This window comes from Streptomyces luteogriseus, assembly GCF_014205055.1.
Lineage (GTDB): Bacteria > Actinomycetota > Actinomycetes > Streptomycetales > Streptomycetaceae > Streptomyces > Streptomyces luteogriseus.
The window spans coordinates 8,126,854-8,141,383 of the sequence record NZ_JACHMS010000001.1; the positions used below are offsets into that span (position 1 = coordinate 8,126,854).

16 protein-coding genes are annotated in these 14,530 nt (G+C 72.3%); 10 read left to right on the forward strand and 6 right to left on the reverse strand.

Translation table 11 applies throughout. From position 1 onward, the window contains the following. The first annotated feature begins 632 nt into the window (after positions 1-632). Together BJ965_RS36105 and BJ965_RS36110 are read left to right on the forward strand one after the other, a co-directional pair. The gene (locus tag BJ965_RS36105) at positions 633-1,097 is read left to right on the forward strand and encodes a pyridoxamine 5'-phosphate oxidase family protein (RefSeq protein WP_184915343.1); all 465 of its coding nucleotides are present in this window, start codon (positions 633-635) and stop codon (positions 1,095-1,097) included. A 78-nt stretch (positions 1,098-1,175) separates the two neighbouring features. Next, the gene (locus BJ965_RS36110) at positions 1,176-1,568 is read left to right on the forward strand and encodes a VOC family protein (protein ID WP_030845174.1); all 393 of its coding nucleotides are present in this window, start codon (positions 1,176-1,178) and stop codon (positions 1,566-1,568) included. A gap of 150 nt (positions 1,569-1,718) precedes the next feature. Here BJ965_RS36110 and BJ965_RS36115 read toward each other — a convergent pair whose 3' ends face one another. Beyond that, positions 1,719-2,015 (reverse strand): DUF4235 domain-containing protein, encoded by a 297-nt coding sequence (locus BJ965_RS36115; RefSeq protein WP_184915346.1) that lies wholly within the window; start codon positions 2,013-2,015, stop codon positions 1,719-1,721. A 33-nt stretch (positions 2,016-2,048) separates the two neighbouring features. Further along, complete coding sequence (locus BJ965_RS36120) at positions 2,049-3,074, reverse strand: glutathione S-transferase family protein (protein WP_184915349.1); 1,026 nt, start codon at positions 3,072-3,074, stop codon at positions 2,049-2,051. Between the two features lie 139 nt (positions 3,075-3,213). Between BJ965_RS36120 and BJ965_RS36125 the strand changes: the two genes are divergently transcribed. After that, positions 3,214-4,134 (forward strand): cation diffusion facilitator family transporter, encoded by a 921-nt coding sequence (locus BJ965_RS36125; RefSeq protein WP_030845171.1) that lies wholly within the window; start codon positions 3,214-3,216, stop codon positions 4,132-4,134. 87 nt (positions 4,135-4,221) lie between these two features. On the opposite strand, the gene BJ965_RS36130 is transcribed toward BJ965_RS36125, so the two are convergent. Both BJ965_RS36130 and BJ965_RS36135 read right to left on the reverse strand, forming a co-directional pair. After that, positions 4,222-4,671, reverse strand: a complete 450-nt coding sequence (locus BJ965_RS36130) for a nitroreductase family deazaflavin-dependent oxidoreductase (RefSeq protein WP_184915352.1) — start codon at positions 4,669-4,671, stop codon at positions 4,222-4,224. Between the two features lie 104 nt (positions 4,672-4,775). Beyond that, entirely contained in the window at positions 4,776-5,408 is a 633-nt protein-coding gene (locus BJ965_RS36135) for a LysE family transporter (RefSeq protein WP_184915355.1), read from the reverse strand. Between the two features lie 351 nt (positions 5,409-5,759). On the opposite strand from BJ965_RS36135, the gene BJ965_RS36140 reads away from it, so the two are divergent. After that, entirely contained in the window at positions 5,760-6,956 is a 1,197-nt protein-coding gene (locus BJ965_RS36140) for a cytochrome P450 (RefSeq protein WP_184915358.1), read from the forward strand. Positions 6,957-6,969: 13 nt separating this feature from the next. Then, positions 6,970-7,167, forward strand: coding sequence for a ferredoxin (locus tag BJ965_RS36145; protein WP_184915362.1), 198 nt, complete (start codon positions 6,970-6,972; stop codon positions 7,165-7,167). A 9-nt stretch (positions 7,168-7,176) separates the two neighbouring features. Here the strand turns inward: BJ965_RS36145 and BJ965_RS36150 are convergent, their stop codons facing one another. Then, positions 7,177-7,728: a TetR/AcrR family transcriptional regulator gene (locus BJ965_RS36150; protein WP_184915365.1), complete on the reverse strand. Its 552-nt coding sequence runs from the start codon at positions 7,726-7,728 to the stop codon at positions 7,177-7,179. 92 nt (positions 7,729-7,820) lie between these two features. On the opposite strand from BJ965_RS36150, the gene BJ965_RS36155 reads away from it, so the two are divergent. From BJ965_RS36155 to BJ965_RS36165, 3 genes are all read left to right on the forward strand, one after another. Next, a complete protein-coding gene (locus BJ965_RS36155; protein ID WP_184915368.1) occupies positions 7,821-8,279 on the forward strand; it encodes a nuclear transport factor 2 family protein in 459 nt (152 codons plus the stop codon). Positions 8,280-8,306: 27 nt separating this feature from the next. Then, complete coding sequence (locus BJ965_RS36160) at positions 8,307-8,843, forward strand: flavoprotein (RefSeq protein ID WP_184915371.1); 537 nt, start codon at positions 8,307-8,309, stop codon at positions 8,841-8,843. A 120-nt stretch (positions 8,844-8,963) separates the two neighbouring features. Beyond that, positions 8,964-9,932, forward strand: coding sequence for an aldo/keto reductase (locus BJ965_RS36165; RefSeq protein ID WP_184915376.1), 969 nt, complete (start codon positions 8,964-8,966; stop codon positions 9,930-9,932). A 15-nt stretch (positions 9,933-9,947) separates the two neighbouring features. Here the strand turns inward: BJ965_RS36165 and BJ965_RS36170 are convergent, their stop codons facing one another. Next, entirely contained in the window at positions 9,948-10,790 is an 843-nt protein-coding gene (locus tag BJ965_RS36170) for a phytanoyl-CoA dioxygenase family protein (protein ID WP_184915379.1), read from the reverse strand. A gap of 63 nt (positions 10,791-10,853) precedes the next feature. On the opposite strand from BJ965_RS36170, the gene BJ965_RS36175 reads away from it, so the two are divergent. Continuing rightward, positions 10,854-11,783 (forward strand): helix-turn-helix domain-containing protein, encoded by a 930-nt coding sequence (locus BJ965_RS36175; RefSeq protein ID WP_184915382.1) that lies wholly within the window; start codon positions 10,854-10,856, stop codon positions 11,781-11,783. Positions 11,784-12,157: 374 nt separating this feature from the next. Continuing rightward, the gene (locus BJ965_RS36180; protein ID WP_246546189.1) at positions 12,158-14,527 is read left to right on the forward strand and encodes an RICIN domain-containing protein; all 2,370 of its coding nucleotides are present in this window, start codon (positions 12,158-12,160) and stop codon (positions 14,525-14,527) included. The last annotated feature ends 3 nt before the right edge of the window (positions 14,528-14,530 follow it).

Here is a 14,530-nt window from a genome sequence, read left to right on the forward strand (position 1 = left end):
GCACCGACCGACCGCGGTCGTCGACCGGCCGTGCCCGGGAATCTTGTGTACTTTCCGCGACGGCCTCGCCGGACAGCCGGACTCACGCGACCGGCTACGGCTTCTGCTACGAACGACCGCGGGGGGCGCGACTGCTGCGACGACGGCACTCCTGCTGCGAGGCGAGCACCTGCATCGCCGCCTCAGCCGTGCTGATCAGGAAGCACTCGTGGCCCGTCAGACGTAGCGCGACCCCTGGATCCGAGATGCGCTGCATCGCCCGAGGCGTGTGGGTGGCTGACCGGGGTCTCGAAGGGCAGGTCGAACCGGACGTCCTGAGGCATGCGTTTCCTTTCGGGAGACGGAACGCAGAGTCCCCCCACCCCTACGAGCGGACGGTGCCGTGACCGTCCGCACACTCGAACTGGGCTTCGCAGTCCGAAAGTTGAACCGAGAAGCGGTACGAGGCTGCCCATGACGTGAATGAGCCATTCCGTGACCCTGCCGTGATCTCCGTTACTGCCCGAAGCGCGTGAGCTGCGTATACTCCCTCGCCCCTCACCCGGTACCGGCTCGTCCACCGAGCCTCCGGAGCCGCGGAACGCCACACTGGTCGAAGTCCGTTCGACGACCGACCAGGAGGCGCACCGACGATGACGTCCGTACCCGTACGCAGCACCGAGCAGCGCAAGAAGGACACCCTGCACCGCCTGGACCACGACGTGGACGCCTGGGTCGCCACGGCCGACGGCGCGTCGGGGACGCCCTACCTCGTCCCGCTGTCCTTCCTCTGGAACGGCTCGTACCTGCTGTTCGCCACGCCCGCGTCCAGCCCCACCGGACGCAACCTCGCCGCGTCCGGCCGGGCCCGCGTGGGCATCGGGCCGACCCGTGACGTGGTCATGGTGGAAGGCACGGTGGAGACCGTCCAGCCCGGTGAGCTGACCGAGCAGGACGCCGAACTCTTCGCCGCCAAGACCGGGTTCGACCCCCGCCGGCTCGCCACGCCGTACCTCTACTTCCGTGTCGTGCCGCGGCGGGTGCAGGCCTGGCGGGAGGCCGATGAACTCGACGGCCGTGAACTCATGCGTGACGGACGGTGGTTGAAGTCCGACTGAATCGGCCGGGCCGGGATATCCGCATGGTACGGACCCGCGGGGCACGACCGCCCCGCGGCCGAATCCTGCGGAGGAGACATGGCACTGGTGAAAGCGGGGGTCCTCGTGCTCGACTGCGCCGAGCCCGAGAAGCTCGCCGTGTTCTACAAGGAACTGCTGGAGGGGGAGGAGTCGGACGCCACCGCCAACCGGGTGGAGATCAAGAGCGCCGACGGCTTCCGGATCGCACTGCGCCGGGACGTCAACGCGACCCCGCCCAGCTGGCCGCGTCCCGAGAACTCCCTCCAGGCCCACCTGGAGTTCGTGGTCGACGATCTCGACGCGGTCGAACGCCGCGTCATCAGCCTCGGCGGCCGCCCCCTGGAGGCCAAGGAGCCCTCGGGCCCCCTGGAGGAGCGCGGCTACGCCGACCCGGCGGGCCACTCCTTCACCCTGCGCCGCACCGCTCCGACGGCACCCAAGCAGGGCTGAGCGCGGCGTACGCCCGGTGCCGACAGGCCCAAGGGCCTGCCCGCCGTCCTGCGCCCCGAGTCGCGCCCACCCGTGAAGACGATCCAGCAGGACGGCCGAGCGCACAGGACGGCCCCGCCCGGTACGGTGCCGGGCGGGGCCGCGTCGCTGTCAGTCCCGGCCGCCCTTCTCGCCGACCGGCCAGGTGCCGGTCGAACGCTCGATGGCCTTGGCACCCGCGCGGTCCACGGCGCTGCGCACCACCGCGAAGATGGCGCCCTGGATCGCGGCGGCCAGCAGCACTTCGCCCCAGCCGCGGTCCTTGTCCAGAGCGTCGGGCGCGTCCTCCTCGTTCCGGATCGCCATCCACGTCTTGCGGAAGGCGAGCCCGGCCAGCCAGCCGCCCGACCAGCCGAGCACGAACCCGAGGGGCTGGTACGCGAGGGACATCTTCTTCTTCTTTGCCACGGGAACTCCTTGGTAGCTGAGGGGTCGAAGCGGTCAGGGGGTGTGCGCCGCCGGGATCCGCTCCTCGGCGCGGACCGGCCCGGGCGGTGTGCCGTCGCCGAACGGCCGGCCGCCCAGTTCCTCGCGGTGGTGGGGGGTCAGCCAGCCGGACAGGTCCGGGCCCAGGGGGACGATGCGGGTCGGATTGATGCCGGTGTGCACCTGGTAGTAGTGGCGCTTGATGTGGTCGAAGTCGACGGTGTCGCCGAACCCGGGGGTCTGGTACAGGTCGCGGACGTACGCCCACAGCACCTGGTTCTCCGTCAGCTTCCAGCGGTTGCACTTGAAGTGACCGTGGTAGACCGCGTCGAAACGCACCAGCGTGGTGAACAGCCGGATGTCCGCCTCGGTGATCGTGTCGCCGACGAGGTAGCGCTGCCGCTCCAACCGCTCCGCGAGCAGCTCCAGCCGCCGGAACACACCCGAGCAGGCGGCCTCGTACTCCTCCTGCCCGGTGGCGAAACCCGCCTTGTAGACACCGTTGTTGACGTCCTCGTAGACGCCCGCCATCACCTCGTCGATCTCGTCGCGCAGCTTGTCCGGGTACAGGTCGGGCGCGCCGTCCCGGTGCAGGGCCGTCCACTCGGTCGCGAGGTCGAGGGTGAGCTGCTGGTAGTCGTTGGTCACCAGCCGGCCGCTGGGCACGTCCACGATCGCCGGCACACTGACACCGCCGGGGTAGTCGCTCTCGCGCCGGTCGTAGGCCTCGCTGAGATAGCGGATGCCGAGGACCGGGTCGCGGTCGTCCTCGTCGAGGGTGAAGCGCCAGCTGCGGTCGTCCTGGATCGGGTCGGTGACGGCCAGGGACAGAGCGTCCTCCAGGCCGAGCAGCCGCCGCGAGACCAGTGACCGGCTCGCCCACGGGCAGGCGCGGCTGACGACCAGACGGTAGCGGCCGGCCTCGACCGGCCAGCCGTCCCGGCCGTCCGCGGCGATGCGGTCCGCGAAGTGTGCCCTGGACCGTTTGAACGTCCTCCTTCCGTAGCCGGTGTTGCCGTCGTCGCCGTCGTCGCGGCTCATGGGGGTGACCTCCTTGCCCTACGTGGACCCTGGTGAACGCGTTCCCCGTTTTCCGCCGACGGCACGGTGTGAGCACCGCCGACCGGGGCAATCGGCGTGGGTGACTGATGAAGGAAGTGATCGCAGGACCCGCGTCACCGTGCTGGTGGCGCTCGCAGCCAATCTGGTGATCGCGGTGGCCAAGGCCATCGGCGGCCTGGCGGCGGGGTCGCCCGCCCTGCTGTCCGAGGCGGCCCACTCGGTGGCCGACAGCCTGAACGAGGTGTTCCTGCTCGCGGCGCTGCGCCGCAGCCGCCGTCCCGCCGACCGGCGTCACCCTTTCGGCTACGGCAAGGAGCGGTTCTTCTGGTCGCTCCTCGCGGCCGTCGGCATTTTTGTCATGGGTGGCTGTTTCTCCTTCTTCCAGGGTTTCGAGGCCCTGACGAGCGGTGCGGAGGAGGAACTCGGCGGCTATGTGGCCGGCCTGATCGTGCTCGGGATCGCCCTTCTCGCGGAGGGCGGTTCGCTGCTGCGGGCGCTCTACCAGGTGCGCCGGCAGGGCGGCGCCGGTGCCGGGATGCGCGATCCGGCACTGCGGACGGTCGTCGCCGAGGACGGCACCGCGGTGCTCGGCGTCACCCTGGCCATCGTGGGCATGGCCCTGCACATGGTCACCGGCCAGGTGGTGTGGGAGGCGTCCGCCTCGCTCGCGATCGGCGCGCTGCTGGTCTACGTGGCCTTCCGGCTGGGCCGTGACGCCCGCGACCAGCTGATCGGCGAGGCGGCGGACCCGGAGTCGAGCGGGCGGATCGAGTCGCTGCTGCGGGCCCAGCCGGAGATCGACAGTGTGGAAGCGCTGTTCACGATGAAGACGGGCCTCGACACGGCTCTGGTGGCCGCCCGCGTCGACCTGGTGCCCGGCCTGGACAGCGAGCGCGTGGAGGAGGTCGCCGTCCGTATCAAGCAGTCCATCGCCCGGACGGTGCCCGAGGCGGACCAGATATTCCTCGACGTGACGGACCGGCTCGCCCGCGAGGCAGCGGAAAGCCCCGCCGCGACGGGGGAACGCGGCGGGGCCTGAACCTCGCGTGCCCCCTCGCTACGGGTTCACACCCCCTGGGAGCAAGATTTTTCGCCGGCTGCCCGCACGGGGCAGCCGGCCCCGTACTCAGCCGCCCTCGGCCGGCTCCAGGACGAACACCGGAATCTCCCGGTCGGTCTTCTCCTGGTAGCCGGCGTACGCCGGGTACGCCGCGACGGCCCGCTCCCACCAGGCCGCCTTCTCGTCACCGGTGACCTCACGGGCGATCATGTCCTGCTTCACCGGCCCGTCCTGGAGCTCCACTTGCGGATCGGCCAGCAGGTTGAAGTACCAGACGGGATGTTTCGGCGACCCGCCCAGGGAAGCCACCGCGGCGTAACGCCCCTCGTGCTCCACCCGCATCACGGGTGTCTTGCGCAGCTTCCCGCTTCGCGCGCCCCGTGAGGTCAGGATGACGACCGGCATCGTCGAGCCCTGGAGTGTCGTCCCCTCCTTGCCGCCGGAGCTCTCGTACAGCTCGACCTGCTTGCGCACCCACTGCGTCGGGCTGGGTTCGTACTCGCCTTCGAGAGGCATGGCATCCGTCCCATCGTCGCGTCCGCGGCTCATCGCCATCTGCCTTCAACACCCGTGCCCCCGGGAATCATCCGTACCCGGCCGGATCGGGCCGGAAGCGGACCTCACCCCGGCGCGAGCGCCATCCGCACGGCCAGAGCCGTCATCACCCCGCTCGCGGCCAGCGCCGTCGCCAGCCGGCCCCGATGGCCGGTCAGCGCGCGGCCCAGCAGGGCGCCGCTCCCGGCCAGCAGCACCTGCCAGCTCGCGGAGGCGGCGAACGCCGCCAGCACGAACACGCCCTGCTCCAGTGGACCGGCCGGTCCACTGGCCTGCGAACCGAGCACGAGGGCGGCGAAGTAGATGACGGTGGTGGGGTTGAGCAGGGTGATGCCCAGCAGGCCCAGATAGGCCCGGGCCGGACTCGGGGGAGCGGGGGCGGTCCGGGTCGCGAGCCGGTGGCCGCGGTGCTCGCGCAGCGCGGTGACGGCGCCCCATGCCGCCAGGGCGAGCAGCACGAGCACGCACACCCACCGCAGCGGCCCGAGCACCGGCCGCAGCGCGGACGCCAGAGCGGTGCCCCCGAGGGTGGCCGCGAGGGCGTAGAGCCCGTCGGCGGTGGCGACGCCGAGCGCGGCGCAGGCCCCGGTGCGCAGGGAGGTGCGGGCGGTGAGGGAGACGAGGTAGGTCCCGACGGCGCCCACGGGGACGGCGATGCCGTACCCGGCGAGCAGCCCCGCGACGAGCGCGCCCGTCATGACCGCGGCGGTGTCGGTCCTCCCCGGCGGCCGGACTGCTGCTGTCGGCCCGCGGCGGAAGCGGCGGCGGACAACGGCGGGAGAACGGTGAACGTAGACATGGCCGGATCCTGAGCCCTGCCCTGCCGCGCCGACAACCGGTTTTCGCGTCGGTGCCGGCGCGCACGCGCCCCCGGCACGGGTGGCGGACCCGCGACACGCGCCACCGCTCCCGGTGTTCGAACGGCAGGGCGGCGTTCCCCGGCCATGTTGCCGGTGTCGGCGATCTGGCCGAACTTCGCGTCGCCTCATTAGATGCCTGGGGCATCTAATGAAGATCGGTACGACGTACTACTCGTCTGCGAGGTCTTCATGACGGACACGACCGCACCCGTCGCCTTCCCTCAGAGCCGGACCTGCCCCTACCACCCGCCCGCCGCCTACGACGCGCTGCGCACGGAACGCCCCCTGACCCGCATCACCCTCTTCGACGGACGCGAGGCGTGGCTCGTCAGTGGGCACGCCACGGCCCGCGCGCTGCTGGCCGACCCGCGCCTGTCGTCCAACCGCGACCGGCCCGGCTTCCCCGCCTCCACCAAGCGCCTGGCCGGGATCCGCAACCGCAGAACGGCCCTGCTCGGCGTCGACGACCCCGAGCACCGCGCCCAGCGGCGGATGGTCGTCGGGGACTTCACCCTCAAGCGGGCCGTCGAACTCCGGCCACGGATCCAGCAGATCGTGGACGAGCGGCTCGATGCGATGATCGCCGCGGGCCCGGTCGCCGACCTGGTGAGCGCCTTCGCGCTGCCCGTGCCCTCCATGGTGATCTGCGCCCTGCTCGGCGTCCCCTACGCCGACCACGACTTCTTCGAGGCCCAGTCGCGACGGCTGCTGCGCGGCCCCGAGGCCGCCGACGTGCTCGCGGCCCGCGACCGGCTGGAGGCGTACTTCGGCGAGCTGATCGACCGCAAGCAGCAGGACCCCGGCACCGGCCTGCTGGACGACCTGGTCCACCGGCAACTGCGCGAGGGTGACCTCGACCGCGAGGGCCTGATCGCCATGGCCCTCATCCTGCTGGTCGCGGGCCATGAGACGACCGCCAACATGATCTCACTCGGCACCTTCACCCTGCTCCGGCATCCCGAGCGGCTCGCCGAGCTGCGCGCGGACCCGCGGCTGCTGCCGGCCGCGGTCGAGGAACTGATGCGGATGCTGTCCATCGCGGACGGCATGCTGCGCCTGGCCGTCGAGGACATCGAGGTGGCCGGGACGACGATCCGCAAGGGTGAGGGAGTGGTCTTCGCGACCTCCGTCATCAACCGTGACGAGACGGTCTACCCCGACCCGGACACACTCGACTGGAGCCGGTCCGCCCGTCACCATGTCGCGTTCGGCTTCGGCATCCACCAGTGCCTCGGCCAGAACCTCGCCCGCGCCGAGCTGGAGATCGCGCTGCACAGCCTCTTCGACCGGCTGCCCACCCTGCGCCTGGCCGCCCCGGCCGAGGAGATCCCCTTCAAGCCCGGCGACACCATCCAGGGGATGCTGGAACTCCCCGTGACCTGGTGAGAGGCCTCCGCACATGCACATCGACATCGACCAGGACGTCTGCATCGGCGCGGGCCAGTGCGCCCTGACCGCCCCGGACGTCTTCACCCAGGACGACGACGGCTACAGCACCCTGCTGCCCGGCGCGCAGGGCGGCGGCAGCCCACTGCTGCGGGAGGCGGCCCGCGCCTGCCCGGTCAACGCCATCACCGTGTCCGAGACGGTGGGCTGACCCCGGGCCTCACCCGGTGTCCAGGAGCCGCCGGGCCGCCTCGCGCGCCTCGGCCGCGGGCTCGGCGCTCCTGGTGACGCCCGCCGTGACCATCGCACCCTCCGCCAGCAGGAACAGCTGTCCCGCCAGCGCGTCGGGCCGTCCCGCCGCCGCCACGAGCGCGCCGAGGTACTCCCGGAACGCCCGCTTGTGCGCGCGCACCTGGCCGGTCACCCGTTCCGAGGTGGCGCCCAGCTCGCCGTACGCGTTGAGCCACGCGCAGCCGCGAAAGCCCGGCTCGCCGAACCACCTTCCGAGCCAGTCGAACACGGCCAGGAGCTGCTGCTCCGGCTCCGCGTGCCGCTCGACGTACTCGGCCAGCCGACCGCGCCAGCGCGTGTCGCGCCGCTCCAGATACGCCTCGACCAGGAGCTCCTTCGCCGGGAAGAGCTGGTAGAGCCGCTTCAGCGAGACCCCGGAAGCGCCGCGGACGTCGTCCATCCCGACGGTCTGCACCCCCCGCCCGTAGAACAGCTCCTCGGCGGCGTCCAGTGCCCGCTCCCGGGCCACTGCACTGTCCATGGGATGACCCTCCTTGACGCGAGAACGAGCGTTCTCCTACGGTAGCAGCCCGATGGAGAACGCTCGTTCTCCTGTGCTGTCAGGGAGGATCCATGACCGCCCGCCCGCCGCTGCCGCCCTTCACCCGCGAGACCGCCGCTCAGAAGGTCCAGGCCGCCGAGGACGCCTGGAACACCCGCGACCCGCACAAGGTCGCCCTCGCCTACTCGCCGGACTCCGTCTGGCGCAATCGCGGCACCTTCGTCACCGGCCGCGCCGAGATCGCGCGGTTCCTGACCCGCAAGTGGGAGCGCGAGCGGGAGTACGCGCTGCGCAAGGACCTGTGGGCCTTCGACGGCAACCGCATCGCCGTCCGCTTCCAGTACGAGTGCCGGGACACCGACGGGCAGTGGTGGCGCTCCTACGGCAACGAACTGTGGGAGTTCGACGAGCACGGCCTCATGACCCGCCGCGAGGCGAGCATCAACGACGTGCGGATCGAGGAGAGGGAGCGCCGGATCCACGGCCCCCGGCCGGAGACGGAACGCGGAGGCACGTTCCCCCTGAGGTGAGTCCGGGGAGTCGCTAGGGTCTTCCGGATGACCCGACAGGCCGCCCCCAAGCCCTTCCTCTACGTCGTCGTCTGCGCCGCGGGCATCGCCGTGGACGTCAGCAAGCTGATCACCGCCGCGCAGGAGCGGGACTGGGAGGTGGGTGTCATCGCGACACCCGTCGCGATGAACGGCTTCTTCGACACCGCCGCCGTCGAGGCCCAGACGGGCCGACCCATCCGCTCTGCCTGGCGCACCCCGGGCGAGCCGCGTCCCTTTCCGGCACCCGACGCCGTGGTCGTCGCGCCCGCCACCTTCAACACCGTCAACAAGTGGGCGGCCGGCATCGCCGACACCCTCGCCCTGGGCACCCTGTGCGAGGTCGCGGGGCTCGGGGTGCCGGTCGCCGTCCTGCCGTGCGTGGCCGGCGCACTGGCCGCCCACCCCGCCTACCGGGACAGCGTCGAACGGCTGCGGGGGATGGGCGTGCGGTTCGGTGAGCCGTACACGGGAGAGCCCGGGGAGGACGGCGGCCGGCCCGAGTTCGGCTGGGAACGGGCCCTGGACCTGGTCGGACACGGCTGACGGTCACACCCCGGCATCGGCGGTGACGGCCTGTCAGGCAGCCCGCACCGGCCGCGCCTTCGAGTGCACGCGAGCACGTACGCTCCCCGTGGAAACCCTCCGAAGGCAGGAGCAGCATCGATGCAGTACGTGAAGCTCGGTTCGACGGGCCTGGACGTCTCGCGGATCTGTCTGGGGTGCATGACCTACGGGCTGCCCGACCGCGGTACGCACGAGTGGACCCTCGGCGAGGAGGCCTCTCGCCCGCTGATCCGGCAGGCGGTCGAGGCGGGGATCACCTTCTTCGACACGGCGAACGTCTACTCCGACGGCACCAGCGAGGAGATCGTCGGCCGGGCCCTGCGCGACTTCGCCCGCCGCGACGAGATCGTCCTGGCCACGAAGGTGCACGGCCGGATGCGCCCCGGACCGAACGGCGGCGGACTGTCCCGCAAGGCGATCATGACCGAGCTCGACCGGAGCCTCACCCGCCTCGGCACCGACTACGTCGACCTCTACCAGATCCACCGCTTCGACCCGCACACTCCGGTCGAGGAGACGATGGAGGCCCTGCACGACGTCGTGAAGGCGGGCAAGGTCCGCTACATCGGGGCCAGTTCGATGTACGCGTGGCAGTTCTCCAAGGCCCAGTACACCGCGCGGCTGAACGGCTGGACCCGCTTCGTCTCCATGCAGAACCACTACAACCTGATCTACCGCGAGGAGGAGCGCGAGATGCTGCCCCTGTGCGAGGACCAGGGCGTCGCCGTCCTGCCCTGGAGCCCCCTCGCGCGAGGCCGGCTCACCCGGGACTGGGACACCGGCACCGAGCGCAGCGCCACCGACACCTTCGGCAGCACCCTGTACCAGGAGGGCGACCGGGCCATCGTCGAGACGGTCACCCGCATCGCCGGGGAGCGGGGCGTCCCCCGCGCGCAGGTCGCCCTCGCCTGGCTCCTCCACCAGCCCGCGGTGACCGCTCCGATCGTCGGCGCGTCCAAGCCCGGGCACCTGGAGGACGCGGTGGCGGCCGTGGAGATCGAGCTGAGCGACAAGGAACTGGAGGAACTCCAGCGCCCGTACGGTCCCCACCCCATCGCCGGGCACTGAACAGTCACTCGAAGCTCAGTGCGGGCCCTGCGGTTCGAACTCCGTTCCGCAGGGGCCCGCCCCCTCGCTCTCCGCCAGCTCCACCCTCGCCCCGCTCATCTCCAGCGTCCGGTAGAACCGCCCGATCCGCTCCGCCGACCGCCCCACGTAGTGCCCGATGAACGACCGCCGGAACCGCTCGGCCGCCCGGTTCGGCTGCGAGCCGTGCACCAGGCTCCCGTTGAAGAACAGGACGTCTCCCGGCGCCATGTCCACCGGCACCGGCGCCAGCCCCGGCGGCGGGGGAACGTACTCCCGGGCGAAGGACACGTCCGAGTCGGCCGTCTCAGGACAGAACAGGTCCATGCGGTGCGTGCCAGGCACGACCTCCAGCCCGCCGTTCTCCCGGTCGATCACGTCGCAGGCCACCCATGCGGCCACACACGTGCCCGGCTCGACCCGCAGGTAGAAGTTGTCCTGGTGCAGCGCCTGCCCCCGGGCCCCGGGCGGCTTGAAGTAGAACATGCTCTGCGCGGCCAGCACCTCCTCCCCGAGGAGCGCCTCCAGAACCGTCCGCAGCCGGGCGTCCAGCAGGACCTCGCGTGCGCGACCGTTGATCTCGTGCGGGTGCATCACCCGCGGCCAGACGTGCAGCGGATCAACGCCCGGCCCGTCATCGGCGCGCGGCTCGAAGTGCCCGGGCACCCGGCCGGCCGCCCGCAGCGCCGCGAACTCACCGCACAGCCGCTCGATCGCGTCGGCCCCGAAGAGCCCGCGCACCACGGTGAAACCGTCCTCCTCGAAACTCTCCCGGTACCGCCGGAGCCCGGCGGGGTCCAGGATGGAAGCGCCGACGGCGCCGTTGCCCGTGACTGTCATGAACGCACTCCTCGGTCAGGTGTCCTCGCTCCAGAACGCTAGGCCGCGCAACCGCCCAGGAGGATGCCCGTGCGTGCTGACGGATTGCCCGACACTGCTGCGCACCCCGACAGCGGGGACCCCGCCCCGCCGCCCGGGCTGGTGGTCCTCGGCCACTTCGACCAGCCGCCCGGCTACGGCGTCAGCCGGCCGCACGGATCCGCGAGCTGGCTCTTCACCTGGACCACGGCGGGGCGGGGTCGGCTGTGGCAGGGTGGTGCGCGGACCACGGCCGACGCGGGCGAACTGGTCGTGCTCGCCCCCGGTGTCCCGCACGGGTACGCCGTCGCGCCCGGGGCCCACCACTGGCGGTTCTGGTGGGCGCACTGCCAGGCCCGCCCGTCCTGGGCCGCGTGGCTGCGGCCGTACGCCACCGGCGACGGGATGTACGCGGTCACCTCCGCCCCGGCCGGGGTGCACGGCCGCGTCGGGACGGCGTTCCGGCGGATGCGCGCCGACGCCCGCTGGACCGGCACCGGGGCGCCGCCCGAGGCCTCACCCCCGAACACGCAGATCGCCGTCGCGCACGGCAGCGCGGCCCGCGAACTGGCCCTGTGCGCACTGGAGGAGGTCGTCCTCCTCACCACCGCCGGTGCCCGGCCGACCGCGCCCCGGCCCGGCATCGACGCTCGGATCCGTCGCGCCCAGGAGCTGATCGACGCCGACCCGGGCGCCCCGCACACCGTCAGCTCGCTCGCCGGGGGCGTCGCGCTGTCGCCGTCGCGCTTCGCCCATCTGTTCAGCCGGCAGCTGGGCCGGTCGCCGATGCGCGCCCTGCGTGAGGCACGGCTGCGTCATGCCGCCCGGCTGCTGGAGAGTACCGACCTGCCCGTGGAGCGCGTGGCCGCGGCCTCGGGTTTCGTCAGCCCGTTCCACTTCAACCGCGCCTTTCGCGAGCGCTACGGGGAACCGCCCGGGGCGTACCGCACGACGCACGGCGGTCCGCCCGGCTGAGCACTGCTATTGGTTCCGGGGGAGGGCGGGAAAGGGCGGCGTGGAGAACAGGGCCGGCGGTGTGAGCTGCTGTTCGGGTGGGGACCCAATGGTTTCCGGGCCGGTGCCGGAGGCGGGCGAATGCGAGCAGCTAAAGGGGGCGGACCGCATGGAAATGCCTTTCGCTCACCTGATTGACATTTTGTCAAAAGGCGTTGGCCGGGCACGCAATGCGCGAAACCGTCGGTTCACTTGTTCCCTGTCGTTGAGCTGTGCAAAGGTGTGCCCTGTCGGCGTGTCCACAACACGCCGTTCTTTCGTATGCGCGAGGCCGCCGGGCCGGCATACCCCTTGGTATGGACTTTATTCCGTATGTCCTTGAGAGGAATGCAGCCTTGAAAGACGCAGGCCCGTCGAATTCCCCGGCCTCGGCCCGCAGGTTCGGTGCGACGGACGAGCAACTGAGCGCGGAGCTCAGGAAGTGGACCGGAGCGACGCCCGCGCTTCACCCCGTGGGCGAACTGCTGGACCGGCACTGGGAGGCGGCCTTCGCCTACGCCCGGCTGTGCACCGACGGCCCGCGCTCCGCGGGAATGCTCACGACCGCGGCTTTCACCCGGCTTTTCGGCGAGACCCTCCGGCAGAACGGCCCGTCCTCCGCCTGGCGGCCCCACCTGCTCCTCACCGTGCGGCGGATCGCGGCCGAGTGGGCCGGCGACCACCGGCTCGACTCCCTCCACCCGCAGCTGCTCACCGGGACGGGCGACGGGGACCGCCCCGCCTCCCGGCTGCTGCCCTCGCAGCACCGGCGCCTGCTGTCCGGGGCCTTCCAGCGGCTGCCCCAGTCCGCCCGCTGTCTGCTGTGGCACGTCGAGGTCGAGGCCGAACCGCTCGTCTCCCCGGCCGGGTTGCTCGGCCTGGACGAGGAGGGCGCGCGGGTCGAACTGGGCCGGGCCCGGGACCGGCTGCGCGAGGAGTGCCTCCAGCTGCACCGTGAACTCGCTCCCGACGAGGAGTGCCGGCGCTATCTGCGCCTGCTCGACGTGACGTACCGGCGCGGGGGCCTCGACATCGACCCGGATCTACGCGCGCATATCGAGGGCTGCGGGCACTGCAGCGCCGCCGCCGACCAGCTCGACCAGTTCAACCACGACCTCGGTGTCGCCCTGTCGGAGGCGGTGCTGGGCTGGGGCGGGCGGGACTACGCGCAGAGCCGGGCACACGCGGCGGGGGAGCGGGCCGGCGGGCGGGATGCCGCGGAGCGCGAGCGGCCGGGACGTGTGGCCGGTGCGGCCACGGCCGTGATGCCGGCCGGTGCGGCGCGTGACCTGTTCCCGGACCCGGTCGCCCTGGCGCGCGAGGTCTTTCCCGACCCGGTCGATCTGGCGTACGAGATCATTCCGGACCCGGTTCGCGCACCGCGCGAGTCCTTTCCCGGCCCGGCCCGTGAGGGGCGGCGCGAGCCCTTCCCGGATCGGGTCGGCGGGGCGGGTGGGGTCTTCCCGGATCAGGTCGGCGGGGCGCGCGAAGCTTCTCCGGATCGGGTCGGCGGGGCGGATGGGGTCTTGCCGGATCCGGCCCGCGCGGCGCGTGACGCCTTCCCCGGCCCGGCCGGTGAGGGCCGTGAGGTCTTCCCGGACCCGGTCGCCCTCGCCGGCGCGGTCGGGGAGTCGTTCACCCATCCGGGAGGCCCCGCGGCCACGCCGCCGTCCCCTCGCATACCCCGGGGAGTGGACCCGGCCGCGGGCACCGCACAGGCCCCGGCCCGCGCGGACCGCGCCGTACCGCCTCCCCCCGCACCCCCGGCCCGTCGTCCCGAAGGCCCCCGGACCGCCGCACGAAGATCCGCCCACAAGGCGGCCCGCCGCGCCGCCCGGCGGCGCAACCTCACCGCGGGCATCCTGACCGTCAGCGGTCTGGTCGTCCTGCCGCTGGTCCTGTGGTCCACCGGCAACTCCGGCGACGGCGCGCCGGCCGGTTCCGACCGGCCCACCGGTGAGGTCCCCGACTCCGACGCGGGCGAGGCGAGCGGCGACTCGTCCTGGGCCGGGGCGGGCGAAGCGGAGAAGGGCGCCCTGAGCGGCCGGCTGCACAACGTCTCCTCGGGCCTGTGCGTGGGCATCGACGGCGAGAAGGCCGTGGCGGGCGGGGAGGCAGAGCTCGCGCCCTGCTCCGCGGAGGCCGCCCAGCAATGGACGTACGAGACCGACGGACTGCTGCGCAACGGCGCCGCCCCCGACCTGTGCCTGGACTCGCAGCTCGGGTACTCGGTGCGGCTGGCCCCCTGCACGGGCGCGTCCCGGCCCGACCCGAAGAACATCCGCTACGACTTCACCCTCCAGGGCGCCCTCGTGCCCCGCTCGGACCAGGACCTGGCCCTGACCCCGGCCGCCACCGACGGCTCGGGAGCCCTGGTCCTCAAGGCCCGGGTGGACGACGAGGTCCAGCGCTGGGTGATCGACACCTCCAAGGCCGACCTCCAGATGGAGGCCGTCACCTGGAACGCCGCCCTTCCCGCCCAGCGCTCCACGCCCGCACCGACCCCCACCCCCACCCCGTCCAGGACGCCCGTGCCCACCCCGACGCCGTCCGTGACCTCCCCGGCCCCGCGACCGACGCCGAGCGGCCCGGCCGCCACCGACTCGCCCTGCGACCGCTACGGCTACTACTGCGACTCGGACGGCCGGTACGGCAACCCGGGCTACGGTTACCCCGGTTACGGATACGGCTACGGCGGCTATGGCTACGGAGGCGGCCGCCGCTGACGG

What these genes read in the sequence shown, in the direction of transcription:
- BJ965_RS36105 (WP_184915343.1), top strand. Translation starts at nt 633, where the DNA reads ATGACGTCCGTACCCGTACGCAGCACCGAGCAGCGCAAGAAGGACACC.
- BJ965_RS36110 (WP_030845174.1), top strand. Translation starts at nt 1,176, where the DNA reads ATGGCACTGGTGAAAGCGGGGGTCCTCGTGCTCGACTGCGCCGAGCCC.
- BJ965_RS36120 (WP_184915349.1), bottom strand. Translation starts at nt 3,074, where the DNA reads ATGAGCCGCGACGACGGCGACGACGGCAACACCGGCTACGGAAGGAGG.
- BJ965_RS36130 (WP_184915352.1), bottom strand. Translation starts at nt 4,671, where the DNA reads ATGCCTCTCGAAGGCGAGTACGAACCCAGCCCGACGCAGTGGGTGCGC.
- BJ965_RS36135 (WP_184915355.1), bottom strand. Translation starts at nt 5,408, where the DNA reads ATGACGGGCGCGCTCGTCGCGGGGCTGCTCGCCGGGTACGGCATCGCC.
- BJ965_RS36140 (WP_184915358.1), top strand. Translation starts at nt 5,760, where the DNA reads ATGACGGACACGACCGCACCCGTCGCCTTCCCTCAGAGCCGGACCTGC.
- BJ965_RS36145 (WP_184915362.1), top strand. Translation starts at nt 6,970, where the DNA reads ATGCACATCGACATCGACCAGGACGTCTGCATCGGCGCGGGCCAGTGC.
- BJ965_RS36150 (WP_184915365.1), bottom strand. Translation starts at nt 7,728, where the DNA reads ATGGACAGTGCAGTGGCCCGGGAGCGGGCACTGGACGCCGCCGAGGAG.
- BJ965_RS36155 (WP_184915368.1), top strand. Translation starts at nt 7,821, where the DNA reads ATGACCGCCCGCCCGCCGCTGCCGCCCTTCACCCGCGAGACCGCCGCT.
- BJ965_RS36160 (WP_184915371.1), top strand. Translation starts at nt 8,307, where the DNA reads ATGACCCGACAGGCCGCCCCCAAGCCCTTCCTCTACGTCGTCGTCTGC.
- BJ965_RS36165 (WP_184915376.1), top strand. Translation starts at nt 8,964, where the DNA reads ATGCAGTACGTGAAGCTCGGTTCGACGGGCCTGGACGTCTCGCGGATC.
- BJ965_RS36170 (WP_184915379.1), bottom strand. Translation starts at nt 10,790, where the DNA reads ATGACAGTCACGGGCAACGGCGCCGTCGGCGCTTCCATCCTGGACCCC.
- BJ965_RS36175 (WP_184915382.1), top strand. Translation starts at nt 10,854, where the DNA reads ATGCCCGTGCGTGCTGACGGATTGCCCGACACTGCTGCGCACCCCGAC.